The organism is Granulosicoccus antarcticus IMCC3135, assembly GCF_002215215.1.
GTDB lineage: Bacteria > Pseudomonadota > Gammaproteobacteria > Granulosicoccales > Granulosicoccaceae > Granulosicoccus > Granulosicoccus antarcticus.
Genome location: NZ_CP018632.1, coordinates 772082 through 796020, shown reverse-complemented (window position 1 = coordinate 796020; position 23939 = coordinate 772082). Strand labels below are relative to the sequence as shown.

The window sequence follows — 23939 nt, the reverse complement described above, 5'->3', positions numbered from 1 at the left end:
GAAGCGATGAGTTGAGGAATATTTCAATGTGAGTCTGAGCTTCTTGTCTGGGATGCCAGGTCAGTGAGAGGCGTTTTAAACGATGCCATCGCGCACTGATTGCAACAGCGAGTCGGCGCCACGCGCCAGCAAACCTGCATCAACCTGTTCCATCGCAGAAGCAAGCTCATTATACGCGGCAAGCACACTCAGCACTGCAACTACACAGGCACACCCACAACCACCAGACAAATTCAATATAAATAAACGTAAGAATTCAGCAATCACAGCGAAATGAATAGACGCGAAACTTACACTTGTCAAACACGCAAAGACAATATGAGTGGCTCTCATCCGGCTACTTTCCATACCAGTCAGATTACAGAAAAGAGACAGGGTCATGAAAAAGTCAATAATTGCAACTACCGTCGCCGCGGCGCTGAGCTTGTCGGCAAACGCATATTCCGCTGAACTGCTCAACAAGGACGGCACGATACTCAACGTGTACGGCAACCTGCAGTTCGCCTACTGGAATGTACAGGCAGCAGACGGCGACAACGGTTCCGACTCCCGCGGTCAATTCGGAGACAACGGCTCCACCATCGGTTTCTCCGGTGAGCACTCTCTTAACGACAGCCTGACCGCCTACTTCAAGTACGAGTTCGAATCTGATGCAGACGAGATCAAGACGGGGAACGGTATTGACACCGGAGACCAGGCCTACTTCGGAATCAAGGGACGTTACGGCGACGGACGAGTCGGCTCCTGGGATGCTCTGATCGACGACTGGATTCAGGATCCGGCCAGCAACTATGAATTCTTCGATGTATCCGACTCCAACAGCGCTATTCAGGGCACGAATGGTTTCAATACTCAAGGCACCACCAGCACTGATCGTGAAGGCGATAAGTTCCAATACCTCTCACCGGATTACAAGGGCTTGCGTCTGGCTGCAGGATTTCAGTTGAAGGGTAACGATGAAGACGAGAATATTGGCAATTCGGATAAAGCTGCCTTCTTTGGCGGCGCTGAATACACCCTCGGAGCAGTCAAGATTGCCTTCGTCTACGATTCTCTGGACAACTACGACGGTGATGTAACCGGACGGCAGTTTCTGGACGTCAATGGCAATGTGGCAGGCAGCTTCGATGCCGGTGACCAGTTCGGCCTGACGATGCAGTACAAACCCACTGACGATCTTCGCCTTGCTTTCAAAATAGAACAATACAACTCTGGGGATACAAATTTTGTAGCCGATGAAGCCAGATATGCCTTGTCAGCTCGCTACCACTATGGTCCGGGAGATGTCTACGGAACCTACCAGTTTGTTGATGTTGATAATACCCAGTTCAGTAGTGCAGCAGGTGTGTCGAACAACGACGACGAGACATTCAATGAGGTCGTGCTGGGCACAACCTATGACCTGACACCCTCTCTCTACACATTTGTCGAAGCTGCCTACTTTGACCGTGAAGATGACCTGGGTGACGGTGTTGCTGTCGGCGCCGCCTACCTTTTCTGAGCCAAACAGATACTGCCCTCGCCATCACAGCGGCAAGCTGATGGCGGGGATCGCCTCTCCTTTGCATTACTGCAAAGGGGTAAGCTCATGCATTTTTTGAGCTCCGAGCAGTTGCTGCATCGCGTTGTCGCCCGGCTCAACCCGGCAGCACAGAACAAATGCCTGATATTGGTTATCCTTGTGCCGAACTGAACGTATCATTTGACCTTGTTCTGTCCCGACACTCGGATCCACACTCTTGTCTCATAGCCATAACCTGCTGGCCAGAAAGCGCCAAGGCATTCTCAGCTGCCTCCTGCTTCTGAGTACAGCACTCCTGGGCCCGACCGCCCGGGCAGACCAGCCCTCCCTCCCTGCCCTGACTCTTTCAGCCGAGCCTGCCCCTCAAACGCTGATCGATGATGGCGATACAGCGCCCTCGAAGAAGCCGTTGTACCTTCAGGCTCAATTTGCAGCGGCCTCGGAAAGCGATTTCGGGCCAGCCATACTGTTCTACTACGAACAACCGGACCAGAAGACGAACCTGTCCAGCCTGAGTGTCGGCCGCTTCCTGCGCGACGATCTGTTTGGCTGGCCTGCCGAGGTTGTAAGCTATGCCAGCATCCAGTACTTCGGCGAACGAGGATTTCAGCCTGATGCCATTGGCACCGCCTTTTACATCAAGGCCTACAAGCACTTCAAACTGGGAAAATCCCAATTTCCACTACGTATTGGACTGGGTGAAGGCCTGAGCTATGTCAGCCGCATCCCTATTGTTGAAGTCGAGGATTTTGCGCCAGATACCTCAGCCAAACTGACCAATTATCTGGAGTGGACCATGCAGACATCACTCAATCATTTGCTCGGGCATGGCGGACAGCGCTTCTCGCCGGGCATCAAGGATGTCTATTTAGGCTACAGCGTTTTCCACCGATCGACGGTATTCGGCCTGTTCGCCAGTAAGGGCGGTGGTGTCAATTTCATGGGACTCAGCGTCGAACTGGTACTCGACTAACAACTAAATAGTACTTTCGACAACTCGGCAGACAGGCTAGACTTCCGACCGCATGAGCCCTCTAAACAGTCCTCGCCGCTATCTGCTTTACGCCAATCAGGACTACAGCTTCCCGATCTTGCGTCCGATTCAGGATGCAATCAGACAACGTGGCGACCTGGCAGCCTGGTTTGTCCATGGCAATGCGCATCCTGAGAACTATCTGCAGGACACAGATCAGTTGTGCACGAATCTGAGTGAGGCCTTCGATTTCAACCCCATGGCCGTCATCACGCCCCAGAATACGCTGCCGCACTTCCTTCCCGGCATCAAAACACAGGTATTTCATGGTTTCAATGCCCGCAAGCGATCCAATGGTGGGGTAGATTCACATTTTGCTATCCGCGGATTTTTCGACCTGTACTGCACACACGGGCCCAGTACCACGCAGGTTTTTCAACAGTTGAGCCATGAACACCCGCATTTCAGGGTAACCGAGACCGGCTGGCCTAAAATGGACTCCCTGTTCAAGCAAGCGGTCGATCACAAGCCGCGGCATCGTCCAACGATCATACTGACATCGACCTTCACAAAGAATTTGAGTTGCGCTTTACCACTGCTCCCCGTCATCAAGCAGCTCGTTGCACGTAATGACATGGATTGGATGGTTCAGTTTCATCCAAAAATGTCTGCCTCTACCGTGGCTGAATACAAGGCCATACAGGCAGACAATTATCAGTTCATAGAGACCAGCAATGTGCTGCCCTGGCTGGCGAAGGCAGATGTCATGGTTTGCGATACATCATCGATATTGCAGGAATTTCTGCAGCTTGAGCGACCCGTCGTGACGTTACGCAATCGTACCCCCGGACCTTGGCTGATCGACATTCAGAACCCTGAAGAATTGATGGACGCCATCCAAAAGGCTCTGACGCGACCTGCCAGCCTGATCGAAGCAATCAGGAACTACAATGCTCAATTGCACCCCTATACCGACGGGCTTTCATCCGAACGTGTGTTACAGGCAATCGATCAATACAGTGCACAAAACTCCCCAACACTCAGCTCCAAACCACTGAACCTGATCAGAAAGTTCAAGATGCGCAAAGAATTATCCTACTGGCGATTGCGTCCTCCTGGCCGGGAGAAGGCATGATGATCAACCTTTTAGACGCAAAGCGAGCAAAACACATGGGATTATCGTGTATCCGGACAATCCACATGCTCCAGCCAGGCCAAGAGAGCCGCACGTGAACCATCAATACAGCCTGTCGGTAACCATTATTACGAAGAATGAAGCCGACCGAATCGAACGTTGCCTGGAATCTGTCAAGGATCTTGCCAACGAGATCATCGTATTTGACAGTGGCAGCACCGATGCCACCCTGGATATTGTGCGCCGGTACACCGACAAGATATGGCAAACCGACTGGCCCGGCTATGGCCTGCAAAAACAGCGGGCGCTGGAGCAGGCACAGTACGACTGGGTCCTTGCCATCGACGCCGACGAAGCACTTGACGAGGAGCTACAGAATTCCTTGAAGGAGTTCCTGTCCCGCGACAGGCAGGACGTTGTCGCTGTAAAAATGAAATGGGGAGTCACCATCTATGAAAAGCGACTGGATTACGGTCGTAGTGCCCGCTCCCCGTTGCGGATGACGTGGCGCGAAGGAACATTCTTCAGCAACGATGAAGTCCATGAAAAAATGCTGCACGCCAGTGGTCGCACTATCACCTTAAAGGGTCGACTATTGCATTTCACTCATCGCAACTATGGACATGCACAACACAAGAGTGTCGAGTATGCCTGGCTGGGAAGTCAGAAATACTTTCGCAAGGGGCGGCGTTGCCACAGCCTTACAGGGGCCGTTTTAAGAGGCCTCTGGACATTCATACTCATCTTTTTCATCAGAGGTGGCTTTCTTGACGGGAGCATAGGCTTTCTTACGGCCGTCTCCTACGCTCAAAACAGTTTCAATAAATACGCCGGCCTGTGGACGCTCACCAGGATGGAGAAGATCGAAACAGGCAGGGCCAAGCGATGAATGCAGATCAGAATTTGCCGGAGCCTACTGGGTCAATGCCCGCTGAGTCGGATTCCGCAGAGTCGGGCTCCGCAGAGTTTGCAACCCCAGCTGAAGCCCCTCAGGCCGGGCAAACGCCCCCGAGCAGCATCTGCATACTCAGACTGTCAGCTCTGGGGGACGTCACCCATGGAGTGGCATTGGTCAATCGGCTGCAAAAAGCCTGGCCAGATACCCAATTGACCTGGATCATTGGTGCTTTTGAACACAAACTGGTTCACGACATGCCGAGTGTGGAGTTCATCACATTCAACAAGAAATCCGGGTGGCGTGGTCTGCTCCAGTTGCACAAGCAATTACGGGGCAGAAAATTTGATGCTCTGCTGCATATCCAGGTCTCTCTGCGAGCCAACATCATCAGCACCCTGGTTCGCTCACCCTTACGTATCGGGTACGACACGGCACGTTCTCGGGATTTGCATGGCTTGTTTGTCAATCGACGCATACCGGCTCAAAGTGGCCAGCATGTCGTCGATGCTTTCCAGAGCTTTGCCGATAGTCTCGGAGCAGCACCCGCTGAACTGGACTGGTCTGTGCCCATTCCTGAATCTGATCTGGACTGGGCCCGGGAACAGCTGGGAGGCCGCCCCTCATTTCTGATCAGCCCCTGTTCCAGTCATGCATTGCGCAATTGGAACGCTGAGGGATATGCGGGAATCGCAAACCATGTCGCCGACAAGTACGGCATGCAGGTAGTGCTCTGTGGTGGCCCCAGTGAGCTTGAACGCACCATGGGCGATGCGATTCTTGACAAGTGCACAACCAGACCTGTGGATCTGATCGGCCGTGACACCATCAAGCGCATGCTGGCCTTGCTGAGCCAGTCCGCAGCACTTGTATCCCCCGATTCAGGACCTGCCCATATGGCGACCTGCACCAGAACTCCCGTCATCGGTCTACATGCGGCGAGCAACCCGAAACGCAGTGGCCCCTACCTCAGTCGACAATGGTGTGTGGATGCGTATAATGAAGCTTGTCAGAAATTTCTGAATCGCACGGCCGAGCAAGTATCCTGGGGCACCAAGGTCGAAAAACCCGGCGCCATGGACCTTGTCAGTCTTGAAGCGGTTATTGATCGTATTGATGCCCTCGCTCATGCGCATGGGTGGCCAGGCGGCGAAAATCAGTAAACTGATATTTCCCACTCCCTTCATTTGACACTGACCGACTTATACAGATGAGCCAGATTCTCATACCCGTCTCTCTCGGAGAGCTGATCGACAAGATCACCATTCTCGAGATCAAATCCGAACGAATCTCTGATCCGGCCAAGCTCGCTAATGTGAAAACAGAGCTGGCACAACTGAATCAGGTCAGCGTACTCGACCAGGAACTGCTGGCCAATATTGCCGAACTGCGTAGCAACCTGAAAGCCGTCAACTCGGACCTGTGGGATATCGAGGACAGAATCAGAATCAAGGAATCACTGGCAGAATTTGACCAGGAGTTCATCGAGCTGGCCAGATCCGTTTATGTCCGCAATGATGACCGAGCTGCTTTCAAGCGATCCATCAGTATCGAGCAAGGCTACGAACTGGTAGAAGAAAAGTCCTACGCCGATTATCGACGCGTCGAAACCAAAGACTGACACCGCCTTTTCCACGGCAGAAAATCAACGTATTTTCTGCCTTAGCTCAATAGCTCAATAGCTCAATAGCTCAATAGCTCAATAGCTCAATAGCTCAATAGCTCAATAGCTCAATAGCTCAATAGCTCAATAATGTTACTGCCTGTCGTCAGCAGGCAGTTTATCGCAGCTCTTAGCGAAGCGCGCCTGGCTGCCAATAGTTGTATCGGACTACCGTCGGCTCTGGGGTCGCACAAGAATCCTTCCTCGCAGTATCGGCATACAGCCGCCAATCGTGGCCATGGGCACGACCGACCGGCACTGCCTTGCTAGGATCAAAGCAATCCAGCAGCCTGTCATCGGCTAACAGGACATAGCGATTCCCTGCTTCACCCTGCCACTGCCAAGCCTCGGCTAATTGCATTGCTGCCGGAGTGTTGTACCCAAAGTGCGTTATCTTGCGATGTGAAAACAGCAAGTATTGCTCGCGAAAATCCACTAGTGCAACCGTGGCTTGTTCATCGGTAATTGCTTCGACAGCATTCATGACAGCCGCCGGCGTTCTGTCGGCATTGACGAGACTATAAGCCCAAGTGGAATACAGCAGCCAGAATGGCACGATGAACACAGCCCAGGCCATAGCGACACGATCACCAGATCGGCACAGTACAGCCGCAACAAAAGCGATCAGCCCCACCGTCAGTATCAGGTTCCACGGGGCGAAACCATGCTCGATTTCAGCTTCCAACAGGCTTGCATTTCCGGCAAAAGCTGCAACGGCAACACCGATGAACAGCACCGCCAGGAATGCCAGCAAACCGCGCATGATCAAGGCGACCCAGCGTCGTTCAAGCAGTGCCGCCAGAAACGGCGCTGTCGCCAGACACAGCATCGGGACCAGCGGCAACAGATAGACACCACGCTTGCCAGGGCTCGCACTGAAGAATACCAGTACGATAAGAATCCAGATCAACGGCATCACGATACGCGGATCACGCCCGCGAAAAGCTCTGCCCCAGGGAGCAATCAAGCCTGGCAGCAGTAATATGGTAGGCAGCCAGAGTACCGGTATCACCGATACCAGATAGTAGTAAAAAGGTTTTACGTGCGCCCAGGCATTGGCATATCGGGTACCCGTTTGACGAAACAGAATGTCATTGCGATAAGCGTCCAGCGCAGGGTCTCCGGCAGCATTGACGGCAAGACTCATGGGCACCACCCACAGGGCAATGGCAAACAGGAAACAGGGGACACCTGCCAGCAACCACCACGAGGGCTTGGCCAGCTGTTGTCGGCCGCCTGCGAGCAGTAACAAAACCCAGGGAAGTATCAGAAAAACTGGTAAAAAACCGACGCCTTTGGTAATGACACCCAAACCCATGGCAAACCAGCCCAACAGATACCAACCCAAGGCATTGCCTTGAATCAGGTGGCGCAGCAAGCCATAACAAGCCAGCATGATCAGACTGGCAACCATGGCATCTATCTGCGCAGTCTTTGCCTGCAATACAAATTGCAGAGTCGCCAGTAATAACAGGCTGGCATGAATAGCGATCTTGCGATCCCACAGCCGAAGCGCCAGATCATGCATTAACCAGACAGTCAACAAAGAGCATAACGCCGAGGGCAACAGAAAGGCGACTCGCAGATTATCCGTCAACCAGTAAATCGATGCGATCGCCCACATGAATACGGGAGGCTTGTCAGAATAGAATTCTCCGCCGCGAGTTGGAAACAGCCATTGACCTGATTGCACCATTTCTCTGGCAACCTGGGCAAACCGAGGCTCATCAGCGGGCCACGGATCTCGAAGACCCAGTCCAGCCAGAAACAAAAGTGCCGCCAAGCCAAGGATCCACCAGAGAGCGCTGGTGTTGTTTTCCATTCGAGTATTCATGAATTACGATGCCGCCAGACGTTAACAACGTATCCACCCGTGACAATGGATACGATCAGAAGAGCAATAGCCATCAGCATGTGAAACAGACTGGAATCCCCAACGGCTGTGCCACTCAAGGCAAATACCGCAGTTTGCGGTACAAAACCTAGCAGCGACGCCAGGAAAAAAGGCCTGGGTGGAGCATGACTGACACCAGCGGCAATATTGGTTGCCAGATTGCTACCGACGGGAAAAAGTCGAAGTGCGAGTGTTTTGGCGAAGACATGATCCGCAGTCCAGTCATCAAATTTGGCAATTTGTGCAGGAAAGCGCCGCTGCAACAGAGGACGCCCAAGTCTTCTGGCCACCGCATAGGTCAGCACACTGCCAGCCAGAGTGACCAGCAGAGCCAATAAGCATCCGGACAGTGTTCCGTAGACATAGCCACCTAATAAGGCAAGCGTCTGCCGAGGCAAGCCCAAGGCCACGAAAAGAATGCCACCACCAATGAACAGCAACAGAGTCGAGGTTGGATCTCCGGCAAGCCACCGCTGCCAAGCCGCCATCAGAGTGTCTGAAGCCGGCATCATCTCATGCAGAAACCAGAGAATCAGAACCAGAAACAGCAGCTTGCCGACGCCACGCAGAATGCTCCAGAGAACGGATGGCTGCGTAGCAACGGTAGCAGTAGCCACATCAGAATTGCCCATCTTCAATGCATGCAGTTGCTCAGACTGACAACCTCAGTCCTGCTCATCAGACAATTCCCTGACTTGAGTAATACGTGTCCGGTAACCAAGCCACAGCACTCCGGCCATATCGATAAGACCGGCACCGACCCTGTTACGCATGGCATATTTTGACTCATCAAACTGACGCGAACGATGAGAAACTTTCTGCACGATGACATCTCCACCGGTCTGTTGAACCAGCGCCGGCAAAAAGCGATGCATATGGTTGAAGCATGGCAGCTGTAACCAGGTCTCTCTGGGTATAACCTTTAGCGCACATCCCGTGTCCGGCGTACCGTCGCGAAGAATTGATTGTCGGACAGCATTGGCTATTCGTGATTGCACTTTTTTCCAGCGTGTATCCTGTCGCTCAAAGCGATGACCTGCAATACAGAAATGTGTACCGGTGGGCTGGGCCTGTGCCAGAGCCACCATGCCGGGTATATCAGAAGGTGGGTTTTGCCCGTCTGCATCCAGAGTGACAATCAAATGTCCTCGTGCCGCCCGTACACCTGACAGAATGGCGGCACTCTGCCCTGTGCTTTGAGTGTGCTGAATAATGCGCAGGCCGGGAATATTGTCTCGCTTCATGCGACGCAGCTCCGCCAGAGTCTGATCCTTGCTGCCATCGTCTACAAAGATGATCTCCGCATCCGGAAGCTGACTGAGAACGTCGTGTATCTCCCATAACAGCGGCTCTATATTGTGCTGCTCGTTATGCGCGGGAATAACGATGGAGATCGTCGGAGGCATCTCCGGATGCTCATTGACGTGTGTCTGCGTACGATCAACCTCGGGCAACACCTGAATATCAATGGCGGCACTGCTCGGATCTTCAGGGTAAGTCGAGACTGTCATAAGAAAGCTACGTTCTTGAATTTTTCGAGATGGACGAGAGTTATATGGCAATCGTCAGATATATCCGCTAACGATAGCCCAATGAATGTATTCGTACTGTATTACATCGAGTAAATATTACATCACCACGGCAACAAGCCTTGTCTTCGAAAGGAACTTACACCAGGAAATTCGGCTTTCAATGGGAAGTCGCTTGTCAAACAATTGACCTTGATCAGACAAAGTCCATGAAAAACAGATGATCTGTGCAATTTTACTCCGAGTTGCCGTGCAGCTCTACCCCAGCAGAGAAACAGCTCACAAAAAGGCAATCAAAAAGTAAACAAAGCGCCATTCATCACGTGGCGTGAATAGTGCTGTTACTACTGATTCAGTCATTGTCCTTGATTTTAAACCACCTTTCATCTTCGTAGAAGCCATGAAAATCCCGCCGCCAACCGAAGTCGACACGAACAGCAGCGGCGAAGTTGATGCATTTGCCGAATCCGTTCTCATAGCGGTGCAAGCCCTGATTCTTGAAATTGCCGACATTGCAGGTAACGTCGACGCCGTATTTGAGCGTGTTAATCGACAGGCCGACTACCTGCTGGAGATAACACAGTTGGCGCAAAATCTCTCCAGCGCCTCTCGCAATATTGATGAAGCAGGTAGAAGTGCACAGCAGCAGATAAACCGTATTGAATCTGCCAACCATGAATCTGAAACCACCGTAAACGCAGCAACCCTGCGCATCTCTGAACTGGTCGATGGCGTAAGCCTGATAGAGAACCGCTTGTGCTCACTGAATGAAAGCCTGGGTGGTGTCAGACAGGTGTCAAACGACATTCAATCAGTAGCCCGATTAACCAACCTGCTGGCTCTGAATGCAACCATCGAAGCTGCCAGGGCAGGTGAAGCTGGCAAAGGCTTTGCCGTCGTCGCAGGCGAGGTGAAGTTGCTGGCCAGCCAGACGGCCGCTGCTGCCGGAGTCATTGATACGAGCATTTCAGAGGTTGCAGGCAATGTCGGCGAATTGATCCAGACGGGAGGTAACACACGTCAGGTCGCTGACAACGTGAATGTTGGCGTCAATGTGATCAATTCCACCGTCAGAAGTTTTTCCGACATGACATCCACCATGCAGACAGAGGTGACACGTATAGCTGCAGCAGCCAATCAGTCTCTCACCCAATGCGAGACCATGCACACGAACATAGAGAAGGCGGCACTGGAAATGCAGGACGCCAACAAAGCTTTGCAAGAGGCTGATCAACGTGTCAATCAGCTACTACTGCAAGGCGAACACCTGATCGCCCATGTGGCTGGCAGCGGTCGTCAGGTACGCGATACAAGCATCATTGATGCTGTTCAGAGAACCGCAGCAAGAATAGGCAAACTACTCGAGGATGCTGTCAAGCATCAGGAACTGAGCATGGATAGCTTGTTTGATCAGGACTATATGCCCATCACAAATACTGACCCGCAACAGTTCATGACTCGCTGTGTGCCACTGACCGACCGGGTTGTCAGCCCGATTCTGGAAGAAATACTCGACTTTGACCCTCGTATTGTCTTCTGTGCAGCCGTTGACAGAAACGGCTATTTACCCACGCATAACAAGAAATTTTCGTATCCTCAGAAGCTTGGAGAACCCGAATGGAACAACAGTCATAGCCGTAATCGGCGCATATTCAACGATCGCACCGGTCTTGCTGCTGGCCAGAATACACAACGCTTTCTGTTACAGACCTATCGTCGCGACATGGGCAACGGCAAGCATGTGCTGATGTACGATTGCTCCGCGCCCATCCATGTCGCAGGAAGGCACTGGGGTGGCCTGAGAATAGGATATACATCATGACTTTCTGCGCTTGGCATGTGAAGTTGGTTGCGCCGACAATGGATCATCCGGCCACACATGCCTGGGATATCGCCCTGCCATATCCTTCTTCACGGCCGGGTAGCTGTTAGTCCAGAAATTTGCCAGATCTTCGGTTACCTGTACAGGTCGCCGGGCTGGTGATAACAATTCGACCTTGAGTGGCACCCGGCCCTTCGCTATGGTCGGATTCTGCGCACAACCCAGCATTTCCTGCAAACGCACAGACAATACCGGATTGCCGGATTGTAGATAGCTCAAACGAACCTGGGAGCCACTGGGGACGATATAACGCCTCGGCAACCACTCGTCCATCACGACCTGTTGCTGATAGCTCAGCATGTTATTCAGCGTTTTGTACAGATCCAGCTGCTGCAATGATTTCATGGTTCCCATGCCCTGCAACCATGGCAGCAACCAGCTATCCAGATGATCGAGCAGCGATGGGTCATCAACGGCTGGAAACGCATCCATACGCTCATCGATGGACAATTCACTCATGCGTTGCGCACGAGCCTGCCACTCTCGACAGTCATCCGTCCAGGGCAACGCCTGCAAGCCTCGTTGTCTGATGCCCGCTATCAGTGCCTTTGCCCGGTCATTGTCGCTGATGTTCTGCATCGGCTTGGTAGAAACCACCAGGTTGCCGATCATTACCCGCCGCTCGGCCAGCACCCGTTGCTGTCTGTCATCCCAGTCCAGATGATCAATATCCGTGAAATGCTCCGCAGAGCAACGCTCCAGCTCTTCAATATCCAGCGCCATTGCCTTGAAGATACGCGCCTGCGAACCCGCACCTCCGAGCTGGGCAACAACCAGCCAGGGCTCATGTGCCAGCGCATCATTCTCATCAATAACAGCACCTGCACCACACGCAAGAAGAAATCGGCCTGCAGCTCCGGGGCGACGCTGTGCGACCCAGTCTGGAAACGCCTGCGCCAGCAGTATTGCCGGCGAAGGTGTTTCGAGGCCCAGACCATGCTTGCCGGGTGTCGCGACTTTGAGTGACGCTGCCAACTGAGCTACACGTCGCTTTGATGATGCTGGCAAAATCTCGTTCAGAACCGGCTCAAGATCAACGAACCCCGGGCCTCGCTGTTGCTCGTCAAGCAATACCGCTAAACGAGCAGCTAATGAGGCGACTCCGTGTTCCGCAGCCCAGACAAGCATATGTCCAAGACGCGGATGCACCGGCAAGCTGGCAGCCATTCTGCCACGCAACGTCAGCTGCCCTCGTTCCCAGAGCCCCAAACGCTCAAGTAACGCCTGCGCTCTGGACAGACTGGCAGCCGGGGGTGGCTCCAGCCAGGGCAAATCCTGCCCCATAGACGCCCCCCACAATCCCAACTCCAGCAACATCGACGACAGATCGACACGCTGTATTTCTGGCTGCCAGTGGGCTGATCGCCGGGTATGCCCCACCTCCCCCCACAGACGATAACAAACGCCGGGGGCCGTGCGTCCGGCACGTCCGGCACGCTGGGTAGCACTGGCCTGACTGGCCATGACTGTCTCCAGACGCGGTGCACCGGTACTGCTGTCAATCCGACTGCGTCGTTCCAATCCGGAATCCACAACCACCCGCACACCGTCGATTGTGATCGAGGTCTCTGCCAGGCTTGTCGCCAGAATCACCCGTCGATCCGACTCCGTGGCAGGCGCCGTGGCCTTGAGCTGAGCATTCGTACCGACACCGCTGTGCAAACGATGCAATGACACATTGCCATCCAGCCGGGGCTGCAACATCGTTGCCGTACGGTTGATTTCGGCAACTCCTGGAAGAAAAACGAGCACATCACCTGAATGCTCTGCCAGCACCTTGAGCACCGTCCGCACAATACGTGCTGGCAACGGGTCCGTACTATCGCCCTCCCAGTGACTCACGACCTGATGCTGACGTACCGAGCAATGGAACTGTCTGACATCTTGCAGTTGATCCTGAAGTTGTTCCATTTCCAGGGTGGCAGACATCAGCAATAAGCGAAGATCTTCCCGCAATACCTGCTGCACTTCCAGACACAGCGCCAGCCCCAGATCCGCATGCAGACTGCGCTCATGAAACTCATCAAAAATGACCAGCGCGACCCCTTCCAGACTCGGATCGCTCTGTAACAGGCGTGTCAGCACCCCTTCGGTCACCACCTCAAGTCTCGTCTTGTGCGATACGCGGGTGTCCCCACGCATGCGAAGACCTATGCGCTGCCCGACAGGCTCTCCCAGATGCGATGCCAGTCGCTCAGCAACCGCACGAGCGGCAAGCCTGCGAGGCTCCAGCAGAATGATTCTGCCACCAGGCTCGGCATTGAGTAGAAGCGCCAATGGCAAGCCCGTACTCTTGCCAGCACCAGGCTCGGCCCGCAACAGCACATTACCGCAGACAAGAGCCTGGGCTATATCATCGGCCAGTGCCAGAACAGGCAGGGTCGACAAGGATTCGGGTAGCGAATGAATGGGAGTTGCTCTCACATGGGTTACAGTAACCTTACGCCATCCATTCATCTAATCGCGAGTCCAATGAAACATCAGAACACGCCATTCAGATTTTCAGACGATGGCAGTGCAGTCCTTCTCGCCTCTTTTGCAGGATAGGTAGAGCGATGTCTGATTTTTTCAGCAATATTCCAAAAATAACGCAGTTTATCGGTGTTATCGACGAGCAGAACTTCTCCCCTGCCCCCGCGGACTGGGTGATCGTCATTACCGATATACGAAGCAGCACGAAAGCGGTTGCCGAGGGTCGGTACAAGGATGTGAACATGATGGGTGGTGCCGCAATCTGCGCCATACAGAACGCGACAGGCAGCCGGGACTGGCCGTTCGTATTCGGCGGCGACGGCGCTACCATTTTGATAAGCCCTGCTGTACAACCCGTCGTCGAAGCCGCACTCATTCGTACTCGATCGCTGGCTCAGGATGACTTTGGCCTGGAACTCAGAATCGGATTTGTTCCTGTCAAGGTTGTACGGGAGCTGGGAAGCGATGTACTGGTTGCCCGCTATGAGACATCTCCGGGAAATTGTCTTGCCATGTTTGGCGGTGGTGGTGTGGAGCTTGCAGACTCTCTCATCAAGTCAAACGAGACGTCGGCAAATTATGTGGTAAAGAAGTGCACTCTTCCCGGCCCGCCGGATCTGACAGGCTTGTCCTGCCGTTGGGAGCCACTGCGCGCCCAGCGAGGCAAAATTGTCTGCCTGCTGATCAAGCCACAGGCCTCCACTTTTCAGGGACGTCAGACCATCCTCTCGGATTTTCTCGAACGACTTTCTGATGGAATGGGAACAGAGCTCAGTCAGGCCAGTCCGGTGAACACCAAATCACTTCGCTTTCGCTGGCCGCCCAAAGGCCTGTTTGCAGAAGCGAAGGCGACCCGAGCAGGAAAAACACTGATACGTCGACTGATGGAAGTGTACATCTCGAGCTTCAACCAATGGATTCTGGAGTTACTCCAACTGAAAGGTGGTCATTACAACCCTCCTGCCTATCAGGAAGAAATTCGGACAAATAGTGATTTTTGCAAATTCGACGATGTTCTCAGAATGGTCCTTGACTGTACGAATGAACAAGTCGTGGCTATTCGTGAGTTACTTGAAAAAATGCATGCAAGCGGCCAGATAGATTTCGGAATCTTTGAAACCGAGCAAGCACTCATGACCTGTTTGCTGTTCGATCTTGAATCCAGCCAACATCTGCATTTCATCGACGGTGATGAAGGCGGATTCTGGTCGGCTGCAAAAGGTTACAAAGTGCAACTGTCTTCTCATGATCCGGTGCAAGTCAAAACCAAAGTCAAAGTGAACCCTTTACCTTGAACGGAGTCGAATAAGCGTGTCCGTGTTGCCACCGATCGACAGTTCTTCTTGCAACTGCGCCTGTTGCAACTGGTTAGCAACAAACGGGGGCTGACACTTGTTCGAAAAAACCTCCGAGTCCGTTCACCGGAAACTACTGAGTCTGTTCAAATCCAAACAAGCCTGGTTGTTCAATTGGCAGCAGTCTACCGAGGAGCTGCCAGAGTCCATTCAGATTGCAATAGAAAAGCAGCAGAACAGCAGTGAACGCCTGATCAGCTGGATTCAGATTGCCATTCTGGTCGTTTTTGCCATCCTCTACACGATGGCTCCCAACACCTTACCCATCGGTAGCGATTTCGAACCCGTCCCCCTGTTTCTCGGTGCCTACTTCATCTTTACTTGCCTGCGTCTGTATTTTTCGTATATATCGCGTCTGGCCTATTGGGTTCTGGTGCTTTCAGTGCTGGTCGATATGGGCTTGTTGCTGGGTTTGATCTGGTCCTTTCACCTGCAGTACATGCAACCTCCGTCGTTCTATCTCAAATCGCCGACGTTACTGTATATATTCATTTTCATCTCGTTGCGCGCACTGCGATTCGAGCCTGGATTGGTGCTCTTGTCCGGGCTTGTTGGCGCTGCAGGCTGGCTGATTCTGATGATTCTTGCCATCACAGATCATTCCGGGGGCTCTGTCATTACTCGTGACTATGTTGTCTATCTGACATCCAATAGTGTTCTTATTGGCGGTGAGCTCGACAAGATGATATCGATTCTGGTTGTCACCGCCATTCTGACGCTCGCCATTGCCAGAGGCAGACAACTGTTGATTCGCTCTATTGTCGAAGCTCGCACCGCGGAAAGTCTGTCACGTTTCGTTCCAGAGGGTGTCGCCGCTCAAATCGCCAATACCCAGGGACCACTAATCAATGCGCAGACCGAATCCTGCGAAGCCAGTATTCTGTTCGTTGATCTCATCTCGTTTACAAGCCTTGCCGAGCGCTTGCCACCAGAAAAACTCATCACCACTCTGAATGAATATTTTCACGTCATATCCGAGCCCATAGAACGCAATCATGGTGTTATCAACCAGTTTCAGGGGGATGCCATTCTAGCCAGCTTCAACCTGCCAACCAAGGATGCCAATCACGCTAATAGTGCCGTGAGAGCAGCGCTTGAAATTCAGGAAATTCTGAGCACCTACAGGTTTGAAGGCGGAATACGATTGTCCACCAGAGCCGGCATCAATACAGGAACCGTGGTTGGAGGTTTCATCGGCACCAGCGATCGATTGAGCTACACCGTCTATGGGGACAATGTAAACATTGCCTCACGGCTGCAGGTCTTGAGCAAACAATACAATTCAACCAATCTGGTCTCGTTGAGAACGATGCAACTTTGCGATGATCACACGTTTCATTTCAGGGAAAAAGGACGGGGAATACTACGTGGGCGAAGCTCTCCAGTCATGCTCTATGAGGCTGTAAGAACACACAACTAGAAGCCCTGGCGCTCGTCCACAAAATATACTTCGATAAACTGTCACAACTCCGTATGCCGGATTGTTATTGATTCAGCTGTTTGTTCCTGAGGGTATCCAGCTGTCGACGCAGAATGGCCATTCTCTCCGACAGGATCTTCATCATCATCAAGGCGGTATCAGGGTGATTGGTCACTGTGCTGATAAAATCGCTTGCCTCAAAACCGATCACTTCGCACGCTGTATTTGCGCGGATGGATGCATTACGCGGCTCACCTGATATAGCGGCCATTTCTCCCACTAAATCACCGACTCCCTGGACTGCCAGGGCAATCTCACCATGATTCGTGTTGACCAGCACCGAACACTCTCCTTGCAATATCGCAAACACCCTGTTACAGGCATCATTCTGCCGAAACAGATACTCGCCCGCTTGCAACTGATAGCGCTGGCTGACAAAAATCAATCGCTTTAACTGAACGGACTCGAGGCTCTCGAAAAGTTCGATTCGACTAAGAATTTCGTATTCGTCTTCAATGCTCATGGCGATGCTCTGGGTTGCTCAACTGACCACCTCGTCGAAGTCAGCGATGGTCGAATGGCCTACTGTCTACGATGGAATAAGACTGATCATTTCTCTGTTGGTAGTGATCAGTCGATCTGCCACGACTTGCAATATCTGAAAACCGATATCACTATTCGTCTGCAATATATCCACAAAGGTATCCCTTTCCAGACGAAACACAGTGAGATCGGTTATTGCCTCGATTGATGCGGATCGTGGCTCATTTGAAAGCAGGGCAAGCTCTCCGATCACTTCGTTGATACCAACCTCCCTTACCTCACGCTCCATCTCACCATCTGTGATCAATACACTCGCTTTACCTTCGATAATGATATAGAGCGCATTGGCATCATCCCCCTGATTGAACAGGCGATCACCCAGTGAGAAATCCATGGTATCGCAATTATTTGACAGGAGAGCCAGGTGGGAATAATCCAGAAATCTGAATAGTGGAATACTACTGAGCAGTGATATTTTTTCGTCATCCATAACCGAATCCGCTGTCCGGACTCTTGGGCTAACGACAACAGGGTCAGCTTCCTTATCACGTGGCGATGTCTCCTCAAGCTTCATCAGCTTGCCGCTCTTCAGATAAGCCACTCGATCAAACATTGAGGGAAAACGAGGTTGATTGTCCACCCAGACCAGACTTAACAACGGATATCGCTGCTTTAGCCTGAAAAGTATCCGCTCTGTCTCTTCTGCGTCCAGCGCATTGAGCCCCTCGTTGACCACCAGTACCTTCGGTTGCTTGATCAAAGCTCTGGCAAGCACCAGTTTCTGTCGCTGAGACACAGGGAGCAATCCCCCTGCCAGACCAGAGGGTGCAGACAATCCGATTTCAAGCAACGGCGTTATCAAGTCCAGACTGCGAAGTACCTCCAGAATCAGGTTATAAACCTTGTCTTCTGCCCCCAGTCGTCCAAACACCACCCGCCCAAACAAGATGTTTTCACCAATAGGCGTCGAGGCGTTGTAATCCTCGGGGGAAAAGAAATCGATCTGTTGGCTTGATTCGGCATCCAGCGCATTTGCAAAAGATTTTCGCACTTGCAGAACCTTGATCTTGTCTTCTTCCTGTAACACTCCCAGGCGATGACGACCACGGATCAGTTTGAAGGGTAGCGAACGAATCAATTTCCTGTCGCTGATCTCCAGCTGGTCCATGCTCGAATTCTTTTCCAGCAAGCCCAGTATGGTCTTGAGCCGTGGCAGATCATCAGCATCAATGAAACTGTAGCGATCAAAGAACTCATGTCCTGGTGGCAGACCCGAGAACAGCTCAACCATTGTCTGGGCAACGTTACTGGCCGCATCATCAAGCGTTTTCGCCAGCCCACGCTCTATCAACAGTGTTCGTAGAATGGGATGTTCCGTCAAACCTTCGACCGATAACATTTCATGGGTTGAGATACCGAAGAGAATGTTTTCGGCCAGTGATGCATTATCGTTGTAATGTTCAGGATCAAGAAAGTCGACGACTGATTCCAAACCTTCTGCGATAACCCTTTCCTTGAATAGACTCCTGGCCTGAAGTATCCGTCCGGTCAGCTCGGGGTGATCGTCTGGATTGATTTTTCGTTCAAGTGCATAGCGAACAAGCTCATCTTCCACCTCTACGTCTCGCAGAATGCCACCGATGACCTCACCCAATTCATGAGCGTTCTCAACCCCCGCACTTTTGTGATCCACCCAATCTGCGTCGAACGCAACTTCGCTATTACCCGAAAGCCGGGCCTCGTCCGCCCATTGTCTGAACGAGATGTCGCCCTCCGGCGAGGTGTCTGTCAACAAAGTTTCCTGTGGCCTGAACTTGATACTCAGTAACAAGTTATCGAGAATTGATACGGAGAATATATAGGAGTCATGCCCCACATAACTCACCATCCTGCCCATGGTCAATTCAGGCACTCGTGAAAAATCCTGATCTGCAATCAGAATTTTACCGCTACTGGGATTCAGCAAACCGGCAAGCATTTGCGCCAGACCATTCTTGCCACTGTTTCCAGTTCCCACCAGGCAGACCCATTCTCCACGATCCATGGACAAGGAAACATTATCGATTTCACGCATACCGTCATGCCGTTTAAGGCTGACATTCTTGACGACAATGGGTAATTCCGCTGCATCACACACCCATTTCGGTGTCAGTGATTCAAGGCGCGGGGCCTCGTTGCTGGGAAAATAGAATTGCTCTGTCAGAATCGTGAATTTCATTCGGGCATCGGCCTGCCCCTGGTACCAGGCAAGCAACTCCTTCCAGGGTGGGGAGAGATCCTTGTAGGCTGCTAACGCTGCTACCAATGCACCGACGGACATATTTCCCTGAATAACGAGCATCCCGCCCACCAGGAAGAACAGAAAAGGGGTTACCTGAGCGATGGAGTTGTTCAGAAATTTTATGAAAAATTTCTTCCTGTAAATCTTGACACGAATATTGAAAATACCGCCAAGCAGCTTTGAGAAATGATCCTTGTAAAAGGTGCTGTTATCGTTGATATGTATCTCATTGATTCCAGCAACCACTTCGCCCAGATTTTCTGCCAGGTTACGCAGGTGTACGGTTCTTTCCCGATTTAGCAGATTTACCTGCATCTGCAACTTGGGTATCAGCCACGCTTGCAATGGATAGAGAGCTATTGCCGCAAGTCCCAACTTCCAATCCTGCACGAACATGAAGATCAGAATGGTCAGCAACATACCGCCCTGGTACAGGGGCAGGGAAAACGCCTCGCCTATGAAACCACCCAATGGCTCGGTTTCCTGGTTGACCATGGCGACCAGTTCACCCTGGCTGGTACGCCTGAACCTTGCCAATGGGAATTTCATGATGCGCTCAACAAGCTGCAATCGCATGCGCCTGAGCATTCGCTCGCCCAGCGTACCGCGATAGATGTTGATGAAGTACTTGAACCCGCTGTTGATCAATACCAGAGCGAGAAAAACGAGACACAGTAGCACCAGATAAGGTACTTGCTGCAAGGAGGCGAATTGAACAGAAAACCCGAATACTGCAAAACCAATATCAACCGGAAACTCGGTTCCACTGATAGCCTCATTGATGATGGTTTTAGGCAGGTCCAGACTGAGATAGTAAAATGGAAACGACAGCACCGTCATGAGTATCAGGATGACCTGCTGACGCTTGCTGTATTTCAGAATGTAGGCAAACAAGCCGTCTTCCATCTAGTGCAACCCTTGTGATGACAGTTCCATTTCGTGTACTAATGAGCCGGACAATGACACTGAGAGCCGGCTCAGAGGAGCCCCACAGTAGTCAGGATCCATCGTAACCCTCACAACGTTTCAATGCAAAAGAAGCTCCACTCAATTGACGCTGAAAACCGACCAGACCGCGGCCAGCGACAGTTCTTCCAGGGCGATTGTCCCCAGCTTCGAGTTACCGTATTCATTCAGACCTGGCGACCAGACTGCGATGGAGGCCTTACCGGGCACCACGGCCATGATGCCACCGCCCACGCCACTCTTGCCCGGAAATCCGACGCGGTAGGCAAATTCCCCGGACCCGTCATAGTGCCCACACGTCATCATCAGCGCATTGATGCTGCGCACATGGCTGGTCGAAACCAGCTCATCCTTGGCACTTAATCCAGCCAGAAACCGACCTGCTCTTGCCAGCTGAACACAATTCATCTCGATCGCACACTGATGGAAATAGGTGCCCAGCGACAGATCACATTCGTGTTTCAAATTGCCGGATGATTTCAGGAAGTGCGCCAACGACCAGTTTCGATGTCCGGTTACCTTCTCTGACTTGGCTAGAGCCTCGTCGATGTAGATTGCGTTGTCCCCGGCAGCGGTTCGGACAAACCACAGAATTTCGGCCAGAGCATCCCTGGGCGCGCGTCCGGCCATGATCTCGTCGGTAACCACAATGGCACCCGCATTGACAAAGGGGTTTCGCGGCTTGCCTTTCTCAAGCTCCAGATCGACGACCGAGTTGAATGCGTTACTGGAAGGCTCACGCCCTACTCGGCGCCACAGACCTTCGCCGAACCGGCCCAGAGCTATTGCCAGGGTGAAAGCCTTGGACACGCTCTGGATCGAGAAAGGTGTCTCGGCATCACCAAAATTCATCTGTGTTCCGTCACATAGACAAATCGATAAACCGAACTGATGGGGGTCGATACAGGCCAGCTCAGGAATATAGTCAGCCACTTTGCCCCGATCAGGAGCAACTCGCAATCTGTCGACTATTTCAGTCAGCTTTGCAACCAGAGCATCTGGGTCATCGGCAATCGGTGTACACCCGGAAGTCATTATTGAGAATCCTGAAAATCAGCGTATTTACGGCGCGAAACGGCCATCGTTCCTCACATAGAGAGAGCAGTATAGAGCACAGTCAATCAATCAAAGCTGCAATTGGCTGCATAGTTCAGAGAGCCGCATCACAGCACATCAGGAATTACTCGTCATTTGGCCAATGTGAATTTCTTGCTACAACAGATTCTGGCTTTTCACACTATAATCATGCCCACTAGACGCTGCTACCGGCAGTTTCATCATTTGTACTCGAACAATTCGGGCACTACCTCCCATTGATGAAGAATGTGTACTGTTATTGCAGGCACTCTTCAGGCCCGGAGCGATGACGTCAGGAGAAATACCAACCGAGGCTATTACGTGCATTTTTTATCGTCTTTTAGTGTGCATCAAACTGCCTGGTCGATAACTGCCTTGTATGGCTTTTCTGCATTTATCAGCCTGTTACATGCGCATGATGAGCTGGAGTTGTTTGACAGCGATGTACCCATTGTTCTTTCAGCCTCAAGGCTGACACAACCCATTTCCAGTGCCCCTGCATCCATGACCGTCATAGATGCAGAGATGATCAGGCTCAGCGGCGCCAGATCCATCGTCGATATCCTGCGCCTGGTTCCCGGGTTTCAGATTGGCAGACTGGTGAATGGCAATCCTGTTGCAACCTACAACGGTATTGCAGAACGTTACAACCCTCGACTCCAGCTCGTTATCGATGGTCGCCCGACCTACGTTCCTCTGTATGGCGGCATTCCCTGGAGCGAACTCCCCATCGCCTTGACCGATATCGAACGAGTGGAAGTCACTCGAGGCCCCAACGCTGCGACCTTTGGCCCTAACTCCTTCGGGGCTGTCGTCAGTATCACTACTCGCGCCCCAGCGTCACGATCCGGCTGGTACCTGAATTCTGAGGCCGGCGGCAATGAATTCCGAAGTGGAACGCTGTCATATCATGGATCTGGCGACAACTCACACTACAGAGTGACGATTCAGAATGAACGTGATGAGGGTTTCCGGAATATACCGGACAAGGAGCGCAGCGCACTGCTCTCAATCAGCACTCATTGGCAAATCAGCCCCATTGACAGCCTGTCTGTAGATCTGGGTGGTATCCGGGGAGGTCATACCGAGGTCGACACCGTCGTCGAAGAAAACGATCTCAATAGTTACAGTGAAGCCACGAATGCCTATACGCAATTTGTATGGGAGCACTCACACTCTGCTGACGACGCCCTCAGAGTCCAGTATTACTACAACTATTTCGATATTCAGGATGACAACACCACGACGTTCAACCTTGACGAGGTTTTCGGCAATCCCGACTTTGCAGGTTTGACTGTCGATGCTCCGATTAATCGTGATTCAAACTCCACCAGACACGAAATTGAGGCTCAGAAAACGAAGCGTCTCAGCGAGAGACATCGCATCGTATTCGGTGGCGCCCTGAGACAGGACTCCGTCCAGGGTCATTATATCTTCAACGATGAGCTGACTCGAACTGTGTCAACTCAACGAGTTTTTGCGCATTCAGAATTCAACATCAACCCGGAGTGGTTGTTAAACAGTGGTCTGTTGGTCGAGAAAAATTCAATCAGCGATATCTCAACCTCACCTCGGCTGAGCCTGACGCACCGATACGCACCCGGAAAAATGATTCGACTGGGCTATTCCAGAGGTACCAGAACACCATTGCTGCTGGAAGAAGAAGGTCAGGTAACACAGGAATATATGATCAGCAACGGTGATGTGTTGACCGACCGGCTCATTCTCAGCGAAGGCAATCTGGAGCCGGAAACCATCGATGTCATTGATCTGGGTTACTACTACAACAACCCGGGACAGAATCTGAGCATTGATGCCAAATTGTCTTACCACGAAATACGAGACACCATCAGCACACTTATTCTGAGGGGGGTGGACAGCGACAATTTCGACCAGGCTGCGCGGACCTACAGCAATAGATTCGATTACACATACAGCACCGCCGAACTGCAGATTGAACGCAAACTGAGCCACCAGATTCGGCTCCGGGCAGCCTATTCGCACACCTTCGATCAGGACGCCGACCTGTCTCGGCGCAAGCTCATTCCGGGGCATACACTGTCGCTATTCGGCAGCGTTGGCCTTGCCAGAGAATTCACCCTCAGCACAGAGTTTTATCACAGCGGCACCTGGATCTGGGATGACGTGAGCAAGGTAGAGTCCAAGGTAAATCGTCTGGATTTCAGACTTGAAAAAAACCTGAAACTGGCGAGCATGAATATCACCTTGGCCTTACAGGCCGAACTGGACATGGGTGGAACAACTGACTATTTGTACAGAAACCAGTTAGAGAGCCTGTACTTCGCCCGACTCAATGTGCAATTGCCGTAAG

18 protein-coding genes are annotated in these 23939 nt (G+C 52.1%); 10 read left to right on the top strand and 8 right to left on the bottom strand.

Features of this window, described 5'->3' with window-relative positions; genetic code table 11:
- Window positions 1–75: 75 nt before the first annotated feature.
- On the bottom strand, window positions 76–381 hold the full coding sequence (locus IMCC3135_RS03480) for a hypothetical protein (protein WP_088916321.1): 306 nt from the start codon (window positions 379–381) through the stop codon (window positions 76–78).
- On the opposite strand from IMCC3135_RS03480, the gene IMCC3135_RS03475 reads away from it, so the two are divergent.
- The 6 genes from IMCC3135_RS03475 (at window position 380) to IMCC3135_RS03450 (ending at window position 6146) form a co-directional block, all read left to right on the top strand.
- Window positions 380–1501, top strand: a complete 1122-nt coding sequence (locus IMCC3135_RS03475) for a porin (protein WP_088916320.1) — start codon at window positions 380–382, stop codon at window positions 1499–1501. The two genes, IMCC3135_RS03480 and IMCC3135_RS03475, sit on opposite strands and share 2 nt — an antisense overlap.
- Before the next feature lie 238 nt (window positions 1502–1739).
- Window positions 1740–2495 (top strand): hypothetical protein, encoded by a 756-nt coding sequence (locus IMCC3135_RS03470; protein WP_088916319.1) that lies wholly within the window; start codon window positions 1740–1742, stop codon window positions 2493–2495.
- 52 nt (window positions 2496–2547) lie between these two features.
- Entirely contained in the window at window positions 2548–3630 is a 1083-nt protein-coding gene (locus IMCC3135_RS03465; protein ID WP_088916318.1) for a CDP-glycerol glycerophosphotransferase family protein, read from the top strand.
- A gap of 94 nt (window positions 3631–3724) precedes the next feature.
- A complete protein-coding gene (locus tag IMCC3135_RS03460; RefSeq protein ID WP_088916317.1) occupies window positions 3725–4519 on the top strand; it encodes a glycosyltransferase family 2 protein in 795 nt (264 codons plus the stop codon).
- A gap of 35 nt (window positions 4520–4554) precedes the next feature.
- A complete protein-coding gene (locus IMCC3135_RS03455; RefSeq protein WP_088921659.1) occupies window positions 4555–5688 on the top strand; it encodes a glycosyltransferase family 9 protein in 1134 nt (377 codons plus the stop codon).
- Window positions 5689–5735: 47 nt separating this feature from the next.
- Window positions 5736–6146: a DUF6165 family protein gene (locus IMCC3135_RS03450; protein ID WP_088916316.1), complete on the top strand. Its 411-nt coding sequence runs from the start codon at window positions 5736–5738 to the stop codon at window positions 6144–6146.
- Between the two features lie 172 nt (window positions 6147–6318).
- On the opposite strand, the gene IMCC3135_RS03445 is transcribed toward IMCC3135_RS03450, so the two are convergent.
- Genes IMCC3135_RS03445 through IMCC3135_RS03435 form a run of 3 tightly spaced genes read right to left on the bottom strand, consistent with a single transcriptional unit; the run spans window position 6319 to window position 9593 of the window.
- Window positions 6319–8022: an ArnT family glycosyltransferase gene (locus tag IMCC3135_RS03445; protein ID WP_088916315.1), complete on the bottom strand. Its 1704-nt coding sequence runs from the start codon at window positions 8020–8022 to the stop codon at window positions 6319–6321.
- On the bottom strand, window positions 8019–8714 hold the full coding sequence (locus tag IMCC3135_RS03440) for a TVP38/TMEM64 family protein (RefSeq protein ID WP_088916314.1): 696 nt from the start codon (window positions 8712–8714) through the stop codon (window positions 8019–8021). The genes IMCC3135_RS03445 and IMCC3135_RS03440 overlap by 4 nt, the downstream gene beginning before the upstream one ends.
- Before the next feature lie 33 nt (window positions 8715–8747).
- On the bottom strand, window positions 8748–9593 hold the full coding sequence (locus tag IMCC3135_RS03435) for a glycosyltransferase family 2 protein (protein WP_236994740.1): 846 nt from the start codon (window positions 9591–9593) through the stop codon (window positions 8748–8750).
- A gap of 418 nt (window positions 9594–10011) precedes the next feature.
- Here IMCC3135_RS03435 and IMCC3135_RS03430 point away from each other — a divergent pair, with 418 nt between their 5' ends.
- Window positions 10012–11433 carry a methyl-accepting chemotaxis protein gene (locus IMCC3135_RS03430; RefSeq protein ID WP_157735742.1) on the top strand — a complete coding sequence of 474 codons (1422 nt, stop codon included), beginning with the start codon at window positions 10012–10014 and terminating at the stop codon, window positions 11431–11433.
- Here the strand turns inward: IMCC3135_RS03430 and hrpB are convergent.
- The gene (hrpB, locus tag IMCC3135_RS03425; RefSeq protein WP_088916312.1) at window positions 11428–13950 is read right to left on the bottom strand and encodes an ATP-dependent helicase HrpB; all 2523 of its coding nucleotides are present in this window, start codon (window positions 13948–13950) and stop codon (window positions 11428–11430) included. The genes IMCC3135_RS03430 and hrpB overlap by 6 nt on opposite strands.
- A 98-nt stretch (window positions 13951–14048) precedes the next feature.
- Here hrpB and IMCC3135_RS03420 point away from each other — a divergent pair, with 98 nt between their 5' ends.
- Window positions 14049–15260, top strand: a complete 1212-nt coding sequence (locus tag IMCC3135_RS03420) for a DUF3095 domain-containing protein (protein ID WP_088916311.1) — start codon at window positions 14049–14051, stop codon at window positions 15258–15260.
- Window positions 15261–15357: 97 nt separating this feature from the next.
- Window positions 15358–16740, top strand: a complete 1383-nt coding sequence (locus IMCC3135_RS03415) for an adenylate/guanylate cyclase domain-containing protein (RefSeq protein ID WP_088916310.1) — start codon at window positions 15358–15360, stop codon at window positions 16738–16740.
- Window positions 16741–16804: 64 nt separating this feature from the next.
- On the opposite strand, the gene IMCC3135_RS03410 is transcribed toward IMCC3135_RS03415, so the two are convergent.
- From IMCC3135_RS03410 to IMCC3135_RS03400, 3 genes are all read right to left on the bottom strand, one after another.
- Window positions 16805–17263, bottom strand: a complete 459-nt coding sequence (locus IMCC3135_RS03410) for a Crp/Fnr family transcriptional regulator (protein ID WP_088916309.1) — start codon at window positions 17261–17263, stop codon at window positions 16805–16807.
- A gap of 66 nt (window positions 17264–17329) precedes the next feature.
- Window positions 17330–20470 carry an ABC transporter transmembrane domain-containing protein gene (locus IMCC3135_RS03405; RefSeq protein ID WP_088916308.1) on the bottom strand — a complete coding sequence of 1047 codons (3141 nt, stop codon included), beginning with the start codon at window positions 20468–20470 and terminating at the stop codon, window positions 17330–17332.
- Between the two features lie 141 nt (window positions 20471–20611).
- Entirely contained in the window at window positions 20612–21565 is a 954-nt protein-coding gene (locus IMCC3135_RS03400; RefSeq protein WP_088916307.1) for a glutaminase, read from the bottom strand.
- Window positions 21566–21928: 363 nt separating this feature from the next.
- On the opposite strand from IMCC3135_RS03400, the gene IMCC3135_RS03395 reads away from it, so the two are divergent.
- Window positions 21929–23938: a TonB-dependent receptor plug domain-containing protein gene (locus IMCC3135_RS03395; protein ID WP_157735741.1), complete on the top strand. Its 2010-nt coding sequence runs from the start codon at window positions 21929–21931 to the stop codon at window positions 23936–23938.
- Window position 23939: the final 1 nt, after the last annotated feature.